General features: G+C 38.2%; 19 protein-coding genes. 8 read left to right on the plus strand and 11 right to left on the minus strand.

All coding sequences use genetic code 11. The features are described 5' to 3' along the window. Position 1 precedes the first annotated feature (1 nt). The 5 genes from JM81_RS04655 to JM81_RS04675 form a co-directional block, all read right to left on the minus strand. The gene (locus JM81_RS04655; protein WP_144800947.1) at positions 2–901 is read right to left on the minus strand and encodes a DUF58 domain-containing protein; all 900 of its coding nucleotides are present in this window, start codon (positions 899–901) and stop codon (positions 2–4) included. 21 nt (positions 902–922) lie between these two features. Beyond that, complete coding sequence (locus tag JM81_RS04660; RefSeq protein ID WP_144800949.1) at positions 923–1927, minus strand: AAA family ATPase; 1005 nt, start codon at positions 1925–1927, stop codon at positions 923–925. Positions 1928–1939: 12 nt separating this feature from the next. Beyond that, positions 1940–2560 carry a DUF4159 domain-containing protein gene (locus JM81_RS04665; protein WP_089260575.1) on the minus strand — a complete coding sequence of 207 codons (621 nt, stop codon included), beginning with the start codon at positions 2558–2560 and terminating at the stop codon, positions 1940–1942. Between the two features lie 94 nt (positions 2561–2654). Beyond that, positions 2655–3971: a TldD/PmbA family protein gene (locus JM81_RS04670; protein ID WP_144800951.1), complete on the minus strand. Its 1317-nt coding sequence runs from the start codon at positions 3969–3971 to the stop codon at positions 2655–2657. 25 nt (positions 3972–3996) lie between these two features. Further along, positions 3997–5637: a TldD/PmbA family protein gene (locus JM81_RS04675; RefSeq protein WP_144800953.1), complete on the minus strand. Its 1641-nt coding sequence runs from the start codon at positions 5635–5637 to the stop codon at positions 3997–3999. A 419-nt stretch (positions 5638–6056) separates the two neighbouring features. Here JM81_RS04675 and JM81_RS04680 point away from each other — a divergent pair, with 419 nt between their 5' ends. After that, on the plus strand, positions 6057–6524 hold the full coding sequence (locus JM81_RS04680; RefSeq protein WP_144800955.1) for a pyridoxamine 5'-phosphate oxidase family protein: 468 nt from the start codon (positions 6057–6059) through the stop codon (positions 6522–6524). Between the two features lie 75 nt (positions 6525–6599). Here the strand turns inward: JM81_RS04680 and JM81_RS04685 are convergent, their stop codons facing one another. Then, the gene (locus JM81_RS04685) at positions 6600–7358 is read right to left on the minus strand and encodes an RNA polymerase sigma factor (RefSeq protein ID WP_144800957.1); all 759 of its coding nucleotides are present in this window, start codon (positions 7356–7358) and stop codon (positions 6600–6602) included. Positions 7359–7514: 156 nt separating this feature from the next. Between JM81_RS04685 and JM81_RS04690 the strand changes: the two genes are divergently transcribed. After that, entirely contained in the window at positions 7515–10010 is a 2496-nt protein-coding gene (locus JM81_RS04690) for a cation-translocating P-type ATPase (RefSeq protein WP_144800959.1), read from the plus strand. Between the two features lie 11 nt (positions 10011–10021). Here the strand turns inward: JM81_RS04690 and upp are convergent, their stop codons facing one another. The 4 genes from upp to JM81_RS04710 form a co-directional block, all read right to left on the minus strand. Beyond that, complete coding sequence (gene upp, locus JM81_RS04695; RefSeq protein ID WP_144800961.1) at positions 10022–10675, minus strand: uracil phosphoribosyltransferase; 654 nt, start codon at positions 10673–10675, stop codon at positions 10022–10024. Positions 10676–10783: 108 nt separating this feature from the next. Further along, positions 10784–11545, minus strand: a complete 762-nt coding sequence (locus tag JM81_RS04700; RefSeq protein WP_144800963.1) for an SDR family NAD(P)-dependent oxidoreductase — start codon at positions 11543–11545, stop codon at positions 10784–10786. Positions 11546–11550: 5 nt separating this feature from the next. Further along, positions 11551–12183 (minus strand): WG repeat-containing protein, encoded by a 633-nt coding sequence (locus JM81_RS04705; RefSeq protein WP_186435526.1) that lies wholly within the window; start codon positions 12181–12183, stop codon positions 11551–11553. A gap of 80 nt (positions 12184–12263) precedes the next feature. Beyond that, positions 12264–12674 (minus strand): hypothetical protein, encoded by a 411-nt coding sequence (locus tag JM81_RS04710; protein ID WP_144800967.1) that lies wholly within the window; start codon positions 12672–12674, stop codon positions 12264–12266. A 90-nt stretch (positions 12675–12764) separates the two neighbouring features. Between JM81_RS04710 and JM81_RS04715 the strand changes: the two genes are divergently transcribed. The 5 genes from JM81_RS04715 to JM81_RS04735 all read left to right on the plus strand — a co-directional run bounded on the left by JM81_RS04715 (position 12765) and on the right by JM81_RS04735 (position 17647). Continuing rightward, on the plus strand, positions 12765–13919 hold the full coding sequence (locus JM81_RS04715; RefSeq protein WP_144800969.1) for a PAS domain-containing sensor histidine kinase: 1155 nt from the start codon (positions 12765–12767) through the stop codon (positions 13917–13919). Continuing rightward, the gene (locus JM81_RS04720) at positions 13916–14965 is read left to right on the plus strand and encodes a response regulator (RefSeq protein WP_144800971.1); all 1050 of its coding nucleotides are present in this window, start codon (positions 13916–13918) and stop codon (positions 14963–14965) included. Before JM81_RS04715 ends, JM81_RS04720 begins: the two co-directional genes overlap by 4 nt. A gap of 99 nt (positions 14966–15064) precedes the next feature. Beyond that, entirely contained in the window at positions 15065–15910 is an 846-nt protein-coding gene (locus JM81_RS04725) for a universal stress protein (RefSeq protein ID WP_144800973.1), read from the plus strand. A gap of 16 nt (positions 15911–15926) precedes the next feature. Beyond that, a complete protein-coding gene (locus tag JM81_RS04730) occupies positions 15927–16769 on the plus strand; it encodes a universal stress protein (protein WP_186435527.1) in 843 nt (280 codons plus the stop codon). A 35-nt stretch (positions 16770–16804) separates the two neighbouring features. Further along, on the plus strand, positions 16805–17647 hold the full coding sequence (locus JM81_RS04735; protein ID WP_144800977.1) for a universal stress protein: 843 nt from the start codon (positions 16805–16807) through the stop codon (positions 17645–17647). 41 nt (positions 17648–17688) lie between these two features. On the opposite strand, the gene JM81_RS04740 is transcribed toward JM81_RS04735, so the two are convergent. Beyond that, the gene (locus tag JM81_RS04740; protein WP_144800979.1) at positions 17689–17982 is read right to left on the minus strand and encodes a thioredoxin family protein; all 294 of its coding nucleotides are present in this window, start codon (positions 17980–17982) and stop codon (positions 17689–17691) included. 114 nt (positions 17983–18096) lie between these two features. Between JM81_RS04740 and JM81_RS04745 the strand changes: the two genes are divergently transcribed. Then, complete coding sequence (locus JM81_RS04745) at positions 18097–18933, plus strand: universal stress protein (RefSeq protein ID WP_144800981.1); 837 nt, start codon at positions 18097–18099, stop codon at positions 18931–18933.

Here is an 18933-nt window from a genome sequence, read left to right on the forward strand (position 1 = left end):
ACTAACCGATTCTTTTTCGTTGTTTTAAAAATAATTGAAGCGCTTCGCCCAAAGGTGCATCCATTCTAAACACATGATGGTCTATTCCGTTAGACAGCAATTCTTCTTTTATACTTTTCAATCTGTTTTCAAGAGCATTTAAATATTCGGTTTTTGCCTGCTGCGTATCTACCTTTATTCTTGCTCCTGTTTCCCAATCCTCAAAAGTGATATTAGCACCGTAATTGAAATCCATCTCGGCAGCACCCATAATTTGTAAAACCACCACCTCGTTCTTAGCGGATTTTAATCCCTTTATAAATTTTGAAATCTCGTCAACGGTTTCATACATATCCGTCAAGAAAAAAATCAGCTCCTTCCCTCCTCTGTTCGGTATGCGTTTGTTTGAAATATGGGTTGCCGGCCACTTTCCTGTGTTTGAAAGTTTAATCAACTCTAACAGCAACCGGTTGTAATGCTTTTTATCCGCTTTAGGATATATGCTAATTGCATCTTTTTCATTTAAAGCGAATAAGCCCACCGCATCACCTTGCCTATGCGCCAAATAGGCTAAGGTAGCCACCAACACGCGAACAAAATCCACCTTTGACAATTCGGTTTCTTTGTGCAACATGGATGCACTGGTATCTATAATAAACTTAATGGTTACCTGACTCTCAATTTCCGACTGTTTGATGTAATACCTGCCCGAGCGTGCCAACATTTTCCAATCCAACAGCCGTAAATCATCACCGGGTTCGTAACCTCTGTACTGACTAAATTCCATTCCAGGACCCACACTGGCACTTCTATTTAAACCTGCCGTAAAGCCCTCTACCACAATGCGCGATATTAAGGAAAGTCCCTCAACCGTATTGATGACTTCTGGTTTTAATAAATCTTGATAGTCCTGTTTTGCCATAAACTCGATAATCGAGAGTTATTATTTACCTTTTAGTTGAATGGCACTCAGTAAATGGGTTGCCACTTTATCAGACGTAATGCCTTCCGCTTCTGCCCTGAAATTCACCAAAACCCTATGACGTAGTACGGGCAATGCCACTGCTTTAATATCATCTAATGTTACCGCTAATCTACCTTCTAACAAGGCATTAGCTTTTGCCGTTAAGATCATAGCTTGACCTGCACGCGGACCTGCCCCCCAATCTACCCAGTCTTTTACAAACGCATCGGTCGTGGTTTCTGGGCGGGTTGCCCTGATGATATCACTCACAAAACTGATGAGCGCATCACTGATGGATACCTCTCTTACCAGCTGTTGCAAACGCACGATATCATCGCCCGAAATAACTCGGTTCAATTTCTTTTTAAAGGTACCCGTTGTCGCTTTTAAAATGGCTTCTTCATCTTGCTGTGTTGGATATCCTATTTTGATGTACAACAAGAATCTGTCTTGCTGTGCTTCGGGTAAAACAAAGGTTCCTGATTGCTCAATTGGGTTTTGTGTAGCCAGAATAAAGAATGGCTTATCTAACGGATAGGTTTTATCTCCGTAGGTAACCTCAAATTCTTGCATCGCTTCCAATAATGCCGCCTGAGTTTTTGGCGGTGTACGGTTAATTTCATCCGCTAGTATAATATTAGAAAAAATGGGTCCTTTATTGAACTTAAAGAACTTTTTACCTGTGGTATGATCTTCCTCCAAAATTTCGGTACCGATAATGTCCGAAGGCATTAAATCGGGTGTAAACTGTATTCTTTTAAACTTTAAATCGATGGCATTTGCCAAAGTCCTAATCATTAGTGTTTTTGCCAAACCGGGAACCCCTTCTAACAATGCATGACCTCCGGCTAAAAACGTAATCAGTAATTGCGATACGGTTTCTTCCTGCCCAATAATCACTTTCCCGATTTCTTGCTTTAGGGCACTTAATTTACCGGAAAGCATTTCTACCTCATCTGCAATGCGTTGTAATTCTTTATCCATTCAAAAATATGTTTATGAGGTTAGGGCATACATAACAATGTTTACCCCAAACCGTGTATTGTCTATTTTGTACCAACGTTTGTTTCTAAAATCATAATCCCACTCGCAACCGTAATCCTTATTGCTGTACAGTACCCCTATTCTACCGTTAATGACTATTGCCTTTAAATAATCGTGCACCAAATCATCGCCCCAGCCGTTCAGCTCTTGTGATGTGGTAGGCGGACCATCTTCAAAATCAAAGAATATGGTATAGATTTCATGGTCGTTGGGTATTTTTTTTAATTCGGACGGACCAAATATTTCTTCCATTTGCCGCTCGAAGGATTTTGCGAACAAGCCGTCAATATCATGATTGCAGTCATCGGCAAAAACAAAGCCTCCGTTGCGCACATACTTCTCAAAATTCTCTTTTTCCTTTTTGGTAAACTCTACCAATTTATGACCTGAGATATAGCAAAACGGACTCTTGAAAATATCATCGCTTGCCAAGGTGATTATCTTTTCTTGCGTATCTACTTTCAAGGTGGTGTACTCCACCAATGAGTTCAGCAGGTTGGATGGCATACGCTGATCCACATCCCAGTCGCCGGACTCATACTGTAATCTCGTGAAGAAAAATTCGTTGCTCAAGGGCAAGTAATTAGTGTTTTTATTCCGCTTGAAAAAAGAAAACTGGCTGATGTGAAATGTCACAATCAACCAGTTTATAGTGCTTTATGATGCCTTACACCGCATCTGAAAGACTGGTAAACGTAAAGTCGCGCACCTTCATATAAGGTATTAAATTACCATTGATACGTACTTGTTTTCCAAGGGTTTCTAGATTGTTCAGCATGATGATCGGACTCTCATTAAACCTGAAGTTTTTTACAGGATATTTAATTTCACCGTTTTCTATATAAAAAGTTCCGTCTCTGGTAAGTCCCGTATATAACAAGGTCTGTGGATCAACACTACGTATATACCATAAACGTGTTACCAAAATTCCTTTCTTAGTGCTCTTGATCAAATCCTCTAAACTGGCATCGCCACCAGCCATAATTGCGTTCGACGGAAAAGGAACTGGCTCTACACCTTTTTCCTTTGCCCAAAAACGGTCATACGCCAAGTTCTTCACCACTCCGTTTTCAATCCAACTCGTCTTTTTTATAGGTTGCCCTTCTCCGTTCCAAGTAGATGTAGGTACTTCTGGATGCAATGGGTCCGAATAAATATTGACACGCTCATCCACTATTTTTTCCCCAATCTTATTTTTACCTTCAGGAGCGGACATAAAACTTCTTCCCTCATCGGCAGAACGCGCGTTTAAAGAACGGAACATATTACGTAACAAATCTGCCGAAGCGGCTGGTTCCAATATTACCGTATATTTCCCTGGCTCAATTGCTTTTGCCTCTCTTGAAAGTACAGCTTTTTCAATTGCGGTCTTTGCAGCTTCTTCTGCATCAAACTTATCTACATCGTTAAAATCTCTTTTAACCCAACCAGAACCTGTACCGTCATTGGTACGCATGGTCACTGTAAAATCAACATCGGTAGATTGATTGTAAGCGAACAGCCCTTTAGAATTGATCATAGCGCTAAAACCTGCCGAATCATTTAAAAATCCTGCTGCTGTAACATCTTTTGCAGCTGCAGGTACAATACTGCTACTGGCTACTTCTGCTCTATACTCCGGCGTTATGTTTGCTGTTGACTCGCTATATGTGATCGATTCATCATACACTTGCGGACCTAAAGGCTCCATAAACTCCGGATTCTCAGGAGAAAGTTGAGCCAACTCCTCAGCCCTTCTCACTACTTTTTCCAGTGATGCATCATCGAACTCATCAATAGTTGCCGTACCTGATTTTTTACCGAAGCTAGACTGTACCGCCAAGCTTTGGTTAGAACTGTACCCAGATGTAGATACCGTATTTCTTGCATATCTTATATTACCACTATTATACCCACTTAAATTAATCTCGCAGGTATCGGCTTTGGAAAAGCTCAATGCCTTCTCCAATATTTTTCTTGCTTCTTCTTTTGTATAAATTGCCATTGTTGTTCTTTTTAGAGTGAAACAATTAAATGTTTCTACCTGTGTTAATTACGTTTACATCATTGAACCTGGCAGTAGAACTACCATGAGATACAGCGCTCACCTGTGAAGGCTGCCCTTTACCATCGAAGAACGTACCAAACAAACGGTAATCATCCTTATCGCAAATCTTAACACATGAATTCCAAAATTCTTGGGTGTTACTTTGGTAGGCTACATCTTCTAACATACCCACAATTTCACCATTTTTAATCTCGTAAAAAACAGTACCACCAAACTGGAAATTATAACGTTGCTGATCAATAGAGTAAGAACCTCTACCAGCAATATAAATACCTTTTTCAACGTCTTTTATCATTTCGGCAATAGAGTACTTTTCTTTACCAGGCTCTAATGATACGTTTGGCATACGCTGAAACTGAACATCGTCCCAACTTTGTGCGTAGCAACAACCGTGAGATTCCTCTTCACCAATCATATGTGCTTGATCACGTATGGCTTGGAAATTTGTCAATACGCCGTTTCGTACCAAATCCCACTTTTTAGATTTCACACCTTCATCATCATAACCAACAGCGCCCAAAGAACCCATTTGGGTCTTGTCCGCAACAAGGTTGACGATATCACTACCATATTTAAAGTTGCCCGATTTTAATTTATCCAATGAGGCAAAACTTGTACCTGCGTAGTTGGCTTCGTAACCTAATACACGATCCAGTTCCAATGGGTGACCCACGGACTCATGAATTGTTAAACCTAGGTGATTAGGCTCTAAAACCAAATCATACTTACCGGCATCAACAGATTTTGCCGTAAGTTTTTCTCTTGCCTGTTTTGCTGCGATAGTGGCATCTTCTACCATGTCATAGCTGTTTCTATATAAACGCAATCCAGCAGGACCATCAATTTTCTCAGATTCCAATCCGTCTAAATACTCATAGCCCATACCTACGGGAGCACTCATATTCTCCCTGGTCTTAAAAGTACCGGCAGCCTTATCCACAGCAGTTACTCGCAATGTTGGCCACAAGCGGTGAATATCCTGATCAATATAAGAGCCGTCCGTAGAAGCAAAATACTTTTGCTCGTTGACCATAAATAATGCGGAGTTCACAAAGTTTGCTCCGTTATCCAAAGCAGCGGCATTTGCACTTAGCAAAAGATCTACCTTTTCTGAAACTGGAACTTCTTTAAAATCCTTTTTTATCGGTGTTTTCCAAGACACTTCTCCATATGCGTTAACAGGAGCTAACTTCACCGGTTCTTTTTGAATTTTAGAGTTAGCTTTTGCAATGGCAACTGCCTGCTCCGTTGCTTTTTTAATACCATCTTCAGTAACACTATTGGTAGAGGCAAAACCCCATGTACCGTTAGCGATTACACGTATACCTATACCAAAGGATTCTGTATTGACCACGTTTTGAACTTTGTCTTCCCTAGTGAATACATACTGATTTAAATACCTGCCTATACGGGCATCTGCATAGGTAGCACCCAATGATTTAGCAGTATTTAAGGCAACATCTGCCATTCGTTTTTTCACCAAGGCATCCATACCTGGTTCCAGTAACGCCTCTGTAGGGATGTCGTTACCTAGCAATAATGATGGCATCATCAATGCTCCGGCACCCAACCCGGCGTACTGTACAAAATCTCTTCTTTTCATGTGTTAGTTTTAAGTGGTTTTTTAGAATATGATATATATTTCCAAGGAAATACATAGGTTATATGCCAATGTGCTCAAGATCCATATGGGAGGCGAATACAAAAGAATGCCGGCCATACACAAGTTCCACATTGCATTACTACTTATCCTTCTCTAAAAATAGAGAGGCTTTTTTAACAATTATGTTAATCTTAACATAAAATATAACTTTACACCCTGTTTTTGAGAATAATGTAAAATTATATACTCCCTTTTTATTTTTCCTTTTTAAAGCTTTAATAAAATTGGTTAACCACAATTGAATAGTTCTACCTCTCCGAAACTTTAACCATGCAGATGATATGAACATACCTGATTTATATCATAGGTTGTCCAGATAATGCCACCTATATTTAATTCAACATCAAATCACCATAATTATGAGAAGAAATTTAACTGAAGAGGAATGCAGGGCAATACTGGAACAAAATTATATTGGACGGTTAGCTTACATATCTGCAGGATTTCCACACATAGTACCCATTACTTTCTTCTATGATGTGGAACATAATTCTATTATAAGTTATTCTGCCGAAGGACATAAGATAAAGGCCATGCGAAAAAACAATGCAGTTAGTATGGGCGTAGATGAAATTTCTTCCATAGAAAACTGGAAATCGGTTTTGGTACAAGGTACTTTTGAAGAGTTGTCCCGCATTGACGCCAAGCATATGTTACATGAATTTTCTAAAGGGGTAAAGGATGTGCTGCTAAACAAATACGGGGCACACCCAAAATATATCAGTGAATTTTCTGCTAAAATACATGACGAAGATGCTCCAATCGTATTTCGCATTACTATTAGCGATTGTACCGGAAAACTTAGGGAAAACAAATCAGTGAATTAAACTTGAGCTTTAAACCTTAAATATACAAAAAGCTCCCAATAATCAATTGGGAGCTTTTTTCGTTTCTATTCCTCCTTAATTACTTTCGATCAAGAACCTTTTCTCAAAACTCTCCTTTAAAAATTTACGGGCATCCGTTAAAATCCGCTCCACCTCAGTAAATTTGGTCCCTCTAATGTGCGCTATTTCCTTTAAGGTAAAACCTTGATGTACAAAAAGTTCAAAGACGGTTCTCATGGCTGAATTCATTTTTCCAAGTACCAAACGCATATGACGTTCAATGCGTTCCTTGTTCAAAGACTCATCTAATTTTGCGGCAAGTTCCTTTTCATCATCCGTGATAAAGACATGATCCAAGCTATAATCTCCTTTATCATAGGAAGAATCATCCAGTTCCTCTAGCATGACCAGGTCACCATCACCATCTGTACTATAATTTTCCTCCATGGCATCCCATTCCGGTTTGGAATACGCATCTATATTCTCAAAAAAAAGCTGATCAAATTCCTCCTCCACTAAACTATCCTCTAACAAGCGGTCTACCGTTTTAAAAAGAAATGCATGAAGTTCATCCTCATTACCAATTTTGTCCATATGGTCATAGACTTCTATAAATAGCTGATCGGTAAAATCACTGGGATCAAACATATCCTTTTTCAACGTACCATTGGCCACAGCACTATTGAGCCTATTGGAAACATACCGGTAAATTCTGGGTAGTATTTTCATTAGTTCATTGTTGAATGCTTCTTGGTCATCTTTCTTTTTTAAAGTAATTAAATTGGTATATGTCTCTTTTAAAATAATGTGAACAGTCTTGTTTACGGTTTCCATAGTACTGAGATTAAAGTTTTTATAGTACCCTAAAATTGCATCCTTTTACACATAAATACTATGATAATTATCAGTACCGACCAATTGATTTTCCTATAATTTGGTGATTTTCAAACAATAAAGAATTATCTTAAAACGGTCTATCAATTTGCATTCATGAATACACCCAAAGATTTTGGAATTTCTGGCCTTACGGACCAAGAGGTGGTGGCATCAAGGACCAAATATGGCTCCAATACCTTTGATCACCAAAAGGAAAATAGCTTTGTGGACGCCCTTAAAAGTTTAGCCAAGGAACCTATGGTCATTCTTCTATTGGTAGCCTCTGCTATATATTTTATTACAGGTAATTGGGGTGACGGTATTTTTTTGGTTGCGGCCATTATATTGGTAGGTTCCATTTCCCTATATCAAGATTCAAGAAGTAGAAAGGCCCTTGAGAACCTTAAAAATCTTACTCAACCCAAAAGTAAGGTCATACGTAACGGTGAGGTAATTGCCATTGATAGTCATGAATTGGTCATAGGCGATTATTTTATGGCAGAAGAAGGTAGCACCATTTCTGCTGATGGTGTCATTCAACATTCTAACGATTTTTCTGTAAACGAATCTATTTTGACGGGCGAATCTTTACCGATCTACAAAGATGCCAATGGCCCAAATCCGGAAATATTTACCGGAACCACCGTTGCAAGTGGATTGGCCATAGCACAAATTACAGCTATTGGCGCCAAAACCTCATTAGGTAAAATTGGTAAGAGCCTAGATCAAATTACCGTAGAAAAAACCCCTTTAGAACTAAAGATCTCAAATTTTGTAAAATTAATGTCCATCTGGGGCGGAGCAGTATTTATCCTTGTTTGGATCATTAACTACCTTCGTTCCGGTGCCGTTCTTGATAGCTTATTAAAAGCACTCACTTTGGCCATGAGTATTCTTCCTGAAGAAATTCCCGTTGCCTTCACAACCTTTATGGCCTTAGGAGCATGGCGACTCATGAAAATGGGCATTGTGGTCAAACAAATGAAAACAGTGGAAACACTGGGCAGTGCCACGGTCATTTGTACGGATAAGACAGGCACCATTACCCAGAACAAAATGGCCTTGGCCAAACTGTTTACGCTGCAAACCTATGCCATTGTCAATGCGGATGAAAACCTGGAACAACCAGAAAAAGACCTAATTAAAATGGCCATGTGGGCCAGTGAACCTATACCGTTTGACCCTATGGAAGTGGCATTGCACAATGCATATGGAAGCTTCTCCCAAGTTGATGAGCGACCAAATTACAAAATGGTTCACGAGTATCCTTTAGGGGGTAAACCACCAATGATGACCCATTTATTTGAAAATGAAAAAGGAAATTTGATCATTGCGGCCAAAGGAGCGCCAGAAGCCCTAATTGCAGTCTCCAACCTTACGTCAAAGCAGATAGAAAAACTACAGGAGACTATTTATAACCTAGGAAGGGAAGGGTATAGATTACTGGCCGTTGGTCAAGGTATTTTTACGGGATCAACCTATCCAGAACACCAGCAGGATTTTAAGTTTGATTTTATGGGGCTTGTAGCATTTTACGACCCTCCAAAAGATAACATTAGCCAAGTATTACAGGATTTTGACAAAGCGGGAATACAAGTTAAACTGGTTACGGGGGATAATGCAAATACCGCTATGGCCATAGCCAAACAAATTAATTTTATTGGCTATGAAAAATCAATGACCGGTGATGAACTTATGCAATTGACCGATCAGGAATTAAAAGAAAAGGTCAAGACGGTAAATGTTTTTTCAAGGATGTTTCCAGATGCAAAACTTAGAATCGTAAATGCCCTGAAAGAAAATAACCAAATTGTAGCCATGACGGGGGATGGAGTTAATGACGGGCCAGCCTTAAAGGCTTCACATATAGGTATAGCCATGGGCAAAAAAGGAACGGAAATAGCCAAAGAGGCCGCCTCCTTAATCTTGGTGGACGATGATCTCTCCAAAATGGTCGATGCCATTGCCATGGGCAGAAAAATCTACACCAATTTAAAAAAGGCCATACAGTATATCATATCCATACATATTCCCATAATATTGACCGTTTTTATTCCCTTGGCTTTGCGGTGGATATACCCAAATATATTTTCACCTTCACATGTTATTTTATTGGAGTTGATCATGGGACCTACATGCTCCATTATATTTGAAAATGAGCCTATGGAAAAAAATTTAATGGACAAAAGACCTCGCCCGTTCTCCACCACTTTTTTTAATTATAAGGAATTGGCCACTAGCATTCTACAAGGACTTGTCATCACCATTGGCGCACTGTTTATCTATCGTTATGCGGTTGAAGCTTCCTATAGTGAAAGTACTACCAGGACTATGGTATTTTTGGTCTTGATAGTAGCCAATATTTTTTTGACCTTAGTCAACCGCTCATTTTATTATTCCATTTTTACGACCATTAGGTACAAGAATTCATTGGTCCCCTTAATTATCGGCATCACCATACTTTTAACATTATTATTACTCTACCTGCCCGTATTGACCCACTTTTTTGAGTTTGAACGTTTGACACTAACACAGATCGGAATGTCCATCATCGTAGGCACTCTATCCGTTTTATGGTATGAACTGGTGAAATGGGGCAAACGCCGCTAAACTCTATTAAACTACAGTTTTTGACCATAAGCTAAATCACCCGCATCCCCAATACCGGGAAGAATGTATCCTCTGGTGTTTAATTTGGGATCAATGGCAGCGATCCATAAATGGGTGTTATCCGGAAAAATATTGGCTACCTTATCTATCCCTTGCCGGGAACCTATAACCGAAACGATATGAATGGCCTCAGGAGTTCCGTGCTCCTTTAATGCCAATAGTACATTTTCCAAAGTGCTTCCCGTGGCTAGCATAGGATCTGTTAAAATCAATATTTTGCCAGTCAAGGTAGGTGCCGCAAAATAATTTACGATTACTTTAAAATCATCGGCATCCCCTTCATGTTTACGAAAGGCGGATATAAAACCATTTTCCGCAGTATCAAAATAGTTCAATAATCCTTGGTGAAGGGGTAGTCCTGCACGTAAAATGGAGCAAATAACCAATTGGTCCTTACTAAGGTTCATTGGTTTAGAACCTAAAGGTGTTTCTACCGTAGTAGCATTATACGACAATGATTTGCTCAGTTCATAACCTAACACCTCCCCAATACGTTCTATATTTCGTCTAAAGCGCATAGTATCTTTCTGAATATGTACATCTCGTACTTCAGAAATAAACTGATTTAGAACAGAATTTTCTTCACTTAAATTATGAATGATCATGGTTGTCAATTTTAAGGTAAGGTACCATTTACAAATATAAAAACTTGAATGTATCAATATCACGTATCAATACATTCAAGTTTTTCTCACCATTTAAACCGATTATTATTAGGCAGTGAGCATTCCACCATCTATTAAGTGCGTACAACCAGTAATGAACTTACTTTCATCAGAGGCCAGGAAAAGGGCTATCTCCCCTATCTCCCTTGATGTGGCATAACGTCCAAAAGGTACTGCAGCAGTGAAGCCATCCTTTACCGTCTTAGGACTTTCCGGAGACATATCGCTTTCAATCCTACGCATCATATCATTATCAACCGGACCGGGATGTATTGTATTCACACGTATTTTTCTTGATGCATTTTCTATGGCAGCAACTTTCATTATTCCTACCACGGCATGTTTGGAAGCCACATACGCTCCAAGGTTGGCAAAACCCTTTAAACCCGCAACAGATGACGTAATCATAACGCTACCGCCAATTTCCATTTTAGGGATTATGTGTTGACAGCCCAACCAAACACCCTTTATATTTACATTGATTACCTTATCAAATATATCTTCCGGATAATCTGCTATATGCTGGGCAACCCCCTCAATACCAGCATTGGCAAAAAAGATATCTATTTTGCCAAATGTCTTTAAGGTAAAATCCAAAAACTTAAGGGTATCAGTCTTACTGGAAACATCCGCTTGAACAAAAGCTATGTTTTCATGTGTTAACTCTTTACGTAATCTGTCAATGGCATTGGCATCATTATCGACCAACACTACTTTTGCACCTTGATCCAAAAATAAATTTGCCGTAGCCATACCTATACCTCCAGTACCCCCGGTAATAACTGCTACTTTATTGTTCAACCTTTTCATAATTCTTATTTTTTTGTTTGTAGTTGTTGTATGGCCCATCCCTGATCTGGCTTATGGGTGGCCACTAGTTGTGCATTGAGCATTTTTGCACCAATAGTGGGTACTTTGTACCGTTTAACGGTCATTTGTATATGGTCTCGTTTTCCAAAATATTCGGCAATCTCACCGTTGCTAGAGACAAGTACATCAAAAAATTTATATTCATAAATTTTGAGCTTGAATTCATTTTCGCCCTTAAATGTTTTGTCGACAAAAACAGCTGTAGCGTAACCATCTTTAAAAGGGGTCACATTTAGAAACTGTGGGGGGACCACCACCGCACCGGTTTTATCCATAAATCCAAATACGGGTACACCATCTTCAACTTTCTGTGTAATGGCACAAAGTCCTTCATTGAACATGGGGTATGGTGCACCAAGAGCAATTGCGTTATCTTGAGATGGGTTCCAATACACATCATCTCTAAAATCTATTACCAGCTTTCCTTCCTCATCTATAAATCCCCATTCACCACCTTTACGAACAGCGGCCAGGCCTTCACTAAAAGGTGCTATTTCATCTATACCTTGTACCATTTGTGCCGAAACGGGTAGTACGGCCAAGACGGTTATCGCTAAAAGCATCAATCTATTTTTCATAATTCCCATATTTTAAGTTTATTAAAGTAATTCCATATTAATCCATTCATTATGACCATTGTCATATAGGTAGATTACCACTACCCATGCTCCGTAAACAAAATTTCAATTTTTGATAAAACAATCAATTCTGCCTTATTTTTACCGGCATAAGCATTGGCCATTGCGTTGGCCGTATCCAAAATCAATCGTTTTACCTCAGGAGTAAATAGGTTATAATGTTCCTCATAGAATATGTTAAATTGCTGAAGACAGTCCGCTGATTTTTTATCATATTCCAAACACCAGTCAAACGTTGTTTCTATCCTAAAGGCAGCATCAGAACCATATTCATCCTCTATATCATCTATGTGCAACCAATAACTTCTAATAAAGGACCTTAAATGATCAATTTCCTTTATATGTACTGTACCGTCCGCACTTGCCAAAGCGTAAAATACTTTCCCTAAATTTTCATATAGCTCCAGACCAAATTTTTGAGAGTTCAACATTTTTTTAGATTTAAGATTATCATGAAGAAAATTTACTTTTATATTATCACCTTTACTATGATAATTATCAGTTAAGGATTATATTTAGAAATGAATGTTTTTGAAAAGGACAGTAACGTTTTCCATCTACTTTCAGAAGGAATATCCGAAGGAATTATTTTAGTAAATACCGCTCAAGAAATTGTAGCGACCAATTCCTCTGCCGAGGAAATGTTTGGATACAAAAAGCAGGAACTCATAGGAAAATCGTTGGAGTGTATTATTCCTAAGCGGTATCATCATAAACATGAAGGGCATTTTTCAAGCTTCATGAAAAAAAGCGAAAAACGAAAAATGGGACATGGCCGTGATCTTAGCGGACTAAGAAAAAATGGCGAGGAATTTCCTGTTGAAGCCGGTCTTAATCCTTTTACGCTATATGGAAATACGTATGTTATGGCTTTGGTCACCGATATTACGGAACGTAAAAACTATACGTTAAACTTAGAGCAGACCGTACAGGAACGCACAAAGCAACTAACCGATGCCCTGGAGAAGGAAAAAGAACTTAACGAACTGAAAACTAGATTTTTATCTTTGGTTTCTCATGAATTTAAAACTCCCTTGAGCAGTATTCTTACTTCCGTGACCTTATTATCCAAGTATACAGAAACTGGCCAACAAGAAAAAAGAGACAAACATGTAGACACCATAAAATCCAAGGTACGGCAGTTAGATACTATACTTAATGACTTTTTATCCGTTGAGCGCCTTGAACTGGGCAAAGTAAATTACAGCATTGAGGATTTTCCTTTAAGCAGGGTCATTAATGAGGTGGTCTATGATGCCAATATGTTATTGAAAACTGGACAAAAGATCCGCTATCCAGACAATATAGATGAAGTGGTCGTTACCTTTGATGAAAAAACTTTGGCCCTAGCTTTGTCCAATTTGCTTCAAAATGCCATAAAATATTCTCCGGAGGAAACCACTATAAAAATTATTTTCACCATAAAGGATGATTACTTTACCATTCAGGTTGCGGATGAAGGTATAGGAATTCCCAAAGAGCAACAAAAATATATATTTGACCGGTATTTTAGAGCAGAAAATGCCCTGCTTAATCAAGGAACCGGTATAGGTCTAAACATATCTAAACAACATCTTGAAAATTTGGGGTCTACCCTTTCTTTTGTAAGCCAAGAAAATGTGGGGTCAACATTTACCATCCAAATTCCAAGAAACATAAAAAGTAATACCCAATGAAAACCGTTTTACTCATAGAAGATGACAATATTTTAAGGGAGAATACCGCAGAACTTTTAGAATTATCAGGTTATGACGTTATTACGGCTCCTAATGGAAAAATTGGCATTGCGACCGTAAAGGAAAAAAAACCGCATATAATTGTATGTGATATCATGATGCCGGAAGTGGATGGCTACGGTGTGTTGGATGCCCTTTCCTCCGATGAATCCACCCAAAATATTCCGTTTATATTCTTATCCGCAATAACGGAGCATAAGGCTATACGCAAAGGAATGGATCTTGGTGCCGATGATTACCTTACCAAACCTTTTGAAGAAGAGGATTTAGTTAGCGCCATTGAAAGTAGATTGGCAAAATCCAAATTGCTCCATCAGCTAAAAACAAATACTACTGAAGAGGTTAACGATCCAGATGCCATTGGTAACCTCAATCAATTAAAAAACTATTTTGACGATCATGGAGAGATCATTAAAATGAACGAAGGTGAGACCATTTATGAAGAAGGGGTCCGATCAACCTACGTATATTTAATTTTAAAAGGAGCCGTAAAGTGCCATACCATGGACCAAGATGGTAAGGAATTGATTACCACCCTATACCATGCAGATGATTTTCTTGGGTTTACCTCTTTGATGAACAATAGTGTAAACCAAGAATCTGCTACTGCCTTGGAACAAGTAGAACTAGCTGCGGTAAGTAAGGAACATCTACACCAAATAGTTGCCGAAAACCACACCATACCGTTAGAGCTAATGACACTTTTATCGGATAATATTTCTGAAATAAAACATCAACTACTACAAATGGCATACAGTTCCGTACGAAAAAAAACTGCCCAAACTTTACTGCAGTTTGCGGAAATCATGAACAATGATGCCTCAAAGCCAATACGAATCTCACGTGCAGATCTGGCAAGTGTAGCTGGTATTGCCACTGAAAGTCTAATACGCACCTTATCTAGCTTTAAAAAGGAAGGACTGATTGAAATTGAAGGTAGGAACATACGTATTAAGGAACTAAAAGTACTGCAATATGTAACCTAACTTAACTTAATAACACTCACTTTACGCTCCTCATGACATTTATCATAGGTTTTCTTTTGGACCTCAAATACTTTTATCACGTCCATAAAAAGAATTGCCATGAAAAATATACTCATACCTACAGATTTCTCCGGTAACGCAGATCATGCTATCTCTTATGCCTTAAACCTGTTTAAATGTGAACGTACCAATTTTTATATCATCCATGCCTATGCAGATGAAGTATATGGTCCTTTTCATAATGTGGACGATACCAATTTTGAAAAAAACAAAAATTCAATTGAAAATTTAACCAATAGCAAACTAAACGAATTAGTAACCGAAATTAGTGAGCGTACGCACAATCCCAAACATGTATATGAAGCGGTATCTTCTTTTGAATCGCTCGTAGATGCAGTCAATAATTTTAGCAACCTTAAAAATATTGACCTAATTATTATGGGGACCAAAGGCAAGACAGATGATGCACGTATAACCTTTGGAAGTAATACCATTCAAGTATTTAAATATGTTCAATGTCCGGTTTTGGCCATACCAGATGGAATTGAGTATACCCAACCCAAAAAAATACTGTTCCCTACGGATTATATGGTACCCTATAAAAGAAGGGAGCTTAAGCTTTTGGATATTTTGGCCGCCCAATTTAAGTCGCAGGTCCATAGTCTGTACATTTCGGATTTTGAGGATCTGAGCGTAAGGCAACTGGATAATAAAAAATTCTTGGTGGAATCGTTGCCCAATGCACGACTTTCTTTTGTGGTTACCGCAGTAGCAAACCGGGCTACGGCAATCATGAACTATATTCAGGAACACCAAATTAACCTTTTGGTCATGGTAAATAGCAGGCATTCCTTTTTAGAGGATATGTTATATAGGTCCACTATTGATGAGATCGGGCTCAAACCACCGGTTCCTTTTTTGGTCATGCAAAATTTACCGCGATAACCTTAAACCCGTTACCATGAAAAAAATACTTGTTACAACAGATTTTTCAGAAAATTCTTGGAATTCTATTTTCACGGCATTAAAAGTGTATGCCCAAACGCAATGTCACTTCTATATACTGCATGCCTATGAGCCCACTGCATTAAATGTTATGGGGAGTAAGACCCAACAACGACTGGGGGTAATTTATGATTCCTTAAAAAAATATTCAGAGAACGAATTGGAAGAAATGTTCTCCTATTTCCAGATCAACCATAAAAATCCACTTCATGAAATATCCACAATTTCCAAAGCGGGTGCTTTGACCGATGCCGTGGCAAACATTATTGCAAAAAACGATATTGATCTTCTAATTATGGGAACACAGGGAGCTACGGGAGCCAAAGAAGTATTTTTGGGCAGCAATACCGTTAAAGTTCTTAAATCCACTACGCATACCCCCATTTTAGCCGTACCTGCGGGATTTAACTTTCAACGCTTAAAAACCGTTTTGTTCGCCACGGATTTCGCAGAACCATTCAAGAAGAATGAGTTGGAGCCACTGATAGAACTGGCCAAATTATGGCAAGCGGGCATAGAGATTGTGCATGTGGCCGTAGAATTTATCCTAAGTGATACGCAGCAAATGAACAAGGAAAAATTAATTGAACGCCTGAAAGATATTGACCTCAGCTTTAATAACATACCTTTTGAAGTCAATGTTTCCACTAGTATAAATAAATATATTGCCGATGACACTGCTAGTATTTTAGGAATTATTAGACATCAACATACATTCTGGGAAAAGGTAATTGGAGAGGCGGTAGTCCATAAACTGGCATTTCATGCCAATATACCGGTATTGTTCCTGCCCCAATAAATAGTTAAGGTGATCGTATATCAACAACAGAGAAAATGAAAAATATTTTAATCCCGACAGATTTTTCAGATAATGCATGGAATGCCCTGCTTTATGCCATTTCTTTTTTTAAAAAGACCCATTGTACGTTTCATATACTTAACGTAAATGCAATCAATACAAATGTTAGTGGAGAAACGGCAATGTACATTGCACCGGAATTATTGGAAGAAACATTATTGGCGGAAAGTAAAGAAAAATTAAAAGCCCTGATCAAAAGAATTGAACAACTTCCGCTCAATGTAAAACATGAATTCAATACACTGGCACTCTATGGTTTTCTGACCGATCATATTAAAATGCAAGTAAAGGAAAAAAATATTGACCTAATCGTTATGGGGACCAAAGGTGCTACCGGTTTAAAATCGGTTTCTATTGGAAGTAATACCGGCGATGTGATTACTAAAGTCCCATGCACTGTAATGGCTGTACCGGAACATGCTACCTACCACAGTGTTAAGGAAATAGGATTACCGTCAGATTTTCAATTGAAATATCATTATAAGATCTTAAGTACACTAAAAGATATTATTTCACTTAAAAATGCGGCATTACGATTATTGTATGTTTCGTTAAGAAACGAAAAACTTAGTTCCATACAAGAATGTAACAAAGCATTTTTAATTGATTATTTTAAGGATATTGAGTGCTCGTTCCATTTAGTAACGGGAAAAAAAATAGATGAATCCATACAGTGTTTTACGGAAAGTAGAAATCTGGATTTACTAGTCATGGTTGCAAAAAACCTAAATTTTTTGGAACGTATACTTTTTAGGCCTACGGTAGAGAAAATAAGTTATCACACCAAAGTGCCATTTCTTGTCATCCACGAAACATAATAGCTATTATTTATTGGCAACCCTTTCTTTTGTCACAAGGTTTAAGTTAGTTCAGATATAATTTTTTTAAGTTCAACTTTTTCCAACATACCAACGTGTCTCCATAAGGGTTCCCCATTTTTAAACAGAAGTAATGTGGGTACACTTTTGACGGTATATCTACGCCCAAGTTTCTTCTTGACATCCACATCTATTTCCAATATGTTGAATAGACCCTGCACTTCTTTATTTATAGTATGCAGCATTGCGGACATGGTTTTGCACGGCAAGCACCATGGTGCAAAAAAATGAACCAATGTTGGCACTTCTGAACTTACTTCTTTTCTAAACCCCATAACGATAGCTTTTAAGTTCTTTAATACTAAGAAGATACAAAAAGTTGACAACTGACAAATATCATAGCCTATCTAATGGTCTCTCCTTAATTTCATATCATAAAATTTACTCCTATGACACGTATTTTGTTACCTACGGATTTTTCTGCAAACGCCTTGAATGCCATAACGTATGCACTTACGTTATATAAGGACGTTAAATGCACATTTTATCTATTGAACAGTTATATGCCCCCTGTATACCATACGGAATACTTAATGGGCAGCCCGGCACAAATTGGTCTGGGTGACGTGGTTCAGCAAAAATCAATGTCTGACCTTGAGGAGTTGAAGGAACAACTTATTCGTGATTTCAACAACCCTATACATACCTTTATTACACATTCAGCACTAAATGTACTTTCTAGCGAAGTTACCCGAACAATCCAGGCAGAAGGTATTGACATTGTCATTATGGGTACACAAGGTGCTACAGGGGCAAAAGAAATATTGTTGGGCACCAATACCGTACATGTAATTAAAAATGCACAATGTCCGGTTATGGCCATACCTTCCGGGTTTGAATATGAAATACCGGAGCAAGTTCTTTTTCCTACGGATTATGAAGTATCCCTTAATGAGCAAAAGTTATCAAAACTGTTGCAAATCGTAAGGATACATGGTTCACTTATCAACGTTATGCATGTACATAACGGTTACGACCTAAATCCCGTACAAAGAAAATACAAAGAACAACTGGAAAAAATATTACATAAAAAAGCATTGTTCCATGATGTACCCAGTAATGAAATTACTACTGCTATAAACAATTTTCAATTAAAGCAAAAAATTAATTTACTGGTCATGGTTCAAAACAAACATACTTTTTTGGAGCGCCTTTTCATTGAACCTGTTATTAAAAAAATAGGGTTTCATGTCAACATTCCTTTTCTGGTCATTCCTCAATTTTAA

Origin of the sequence: Maribacter sp. MAR_2009_72 (assembly GCF_007827235.1) — a bacterium.
GTDB classification, from domain to species: Bacteria; Bacteroidota; Bacteroidia; order Flavobacteriales; family Flavobacteriaceae; genus Maribacter; species Maribacter sedimenticola.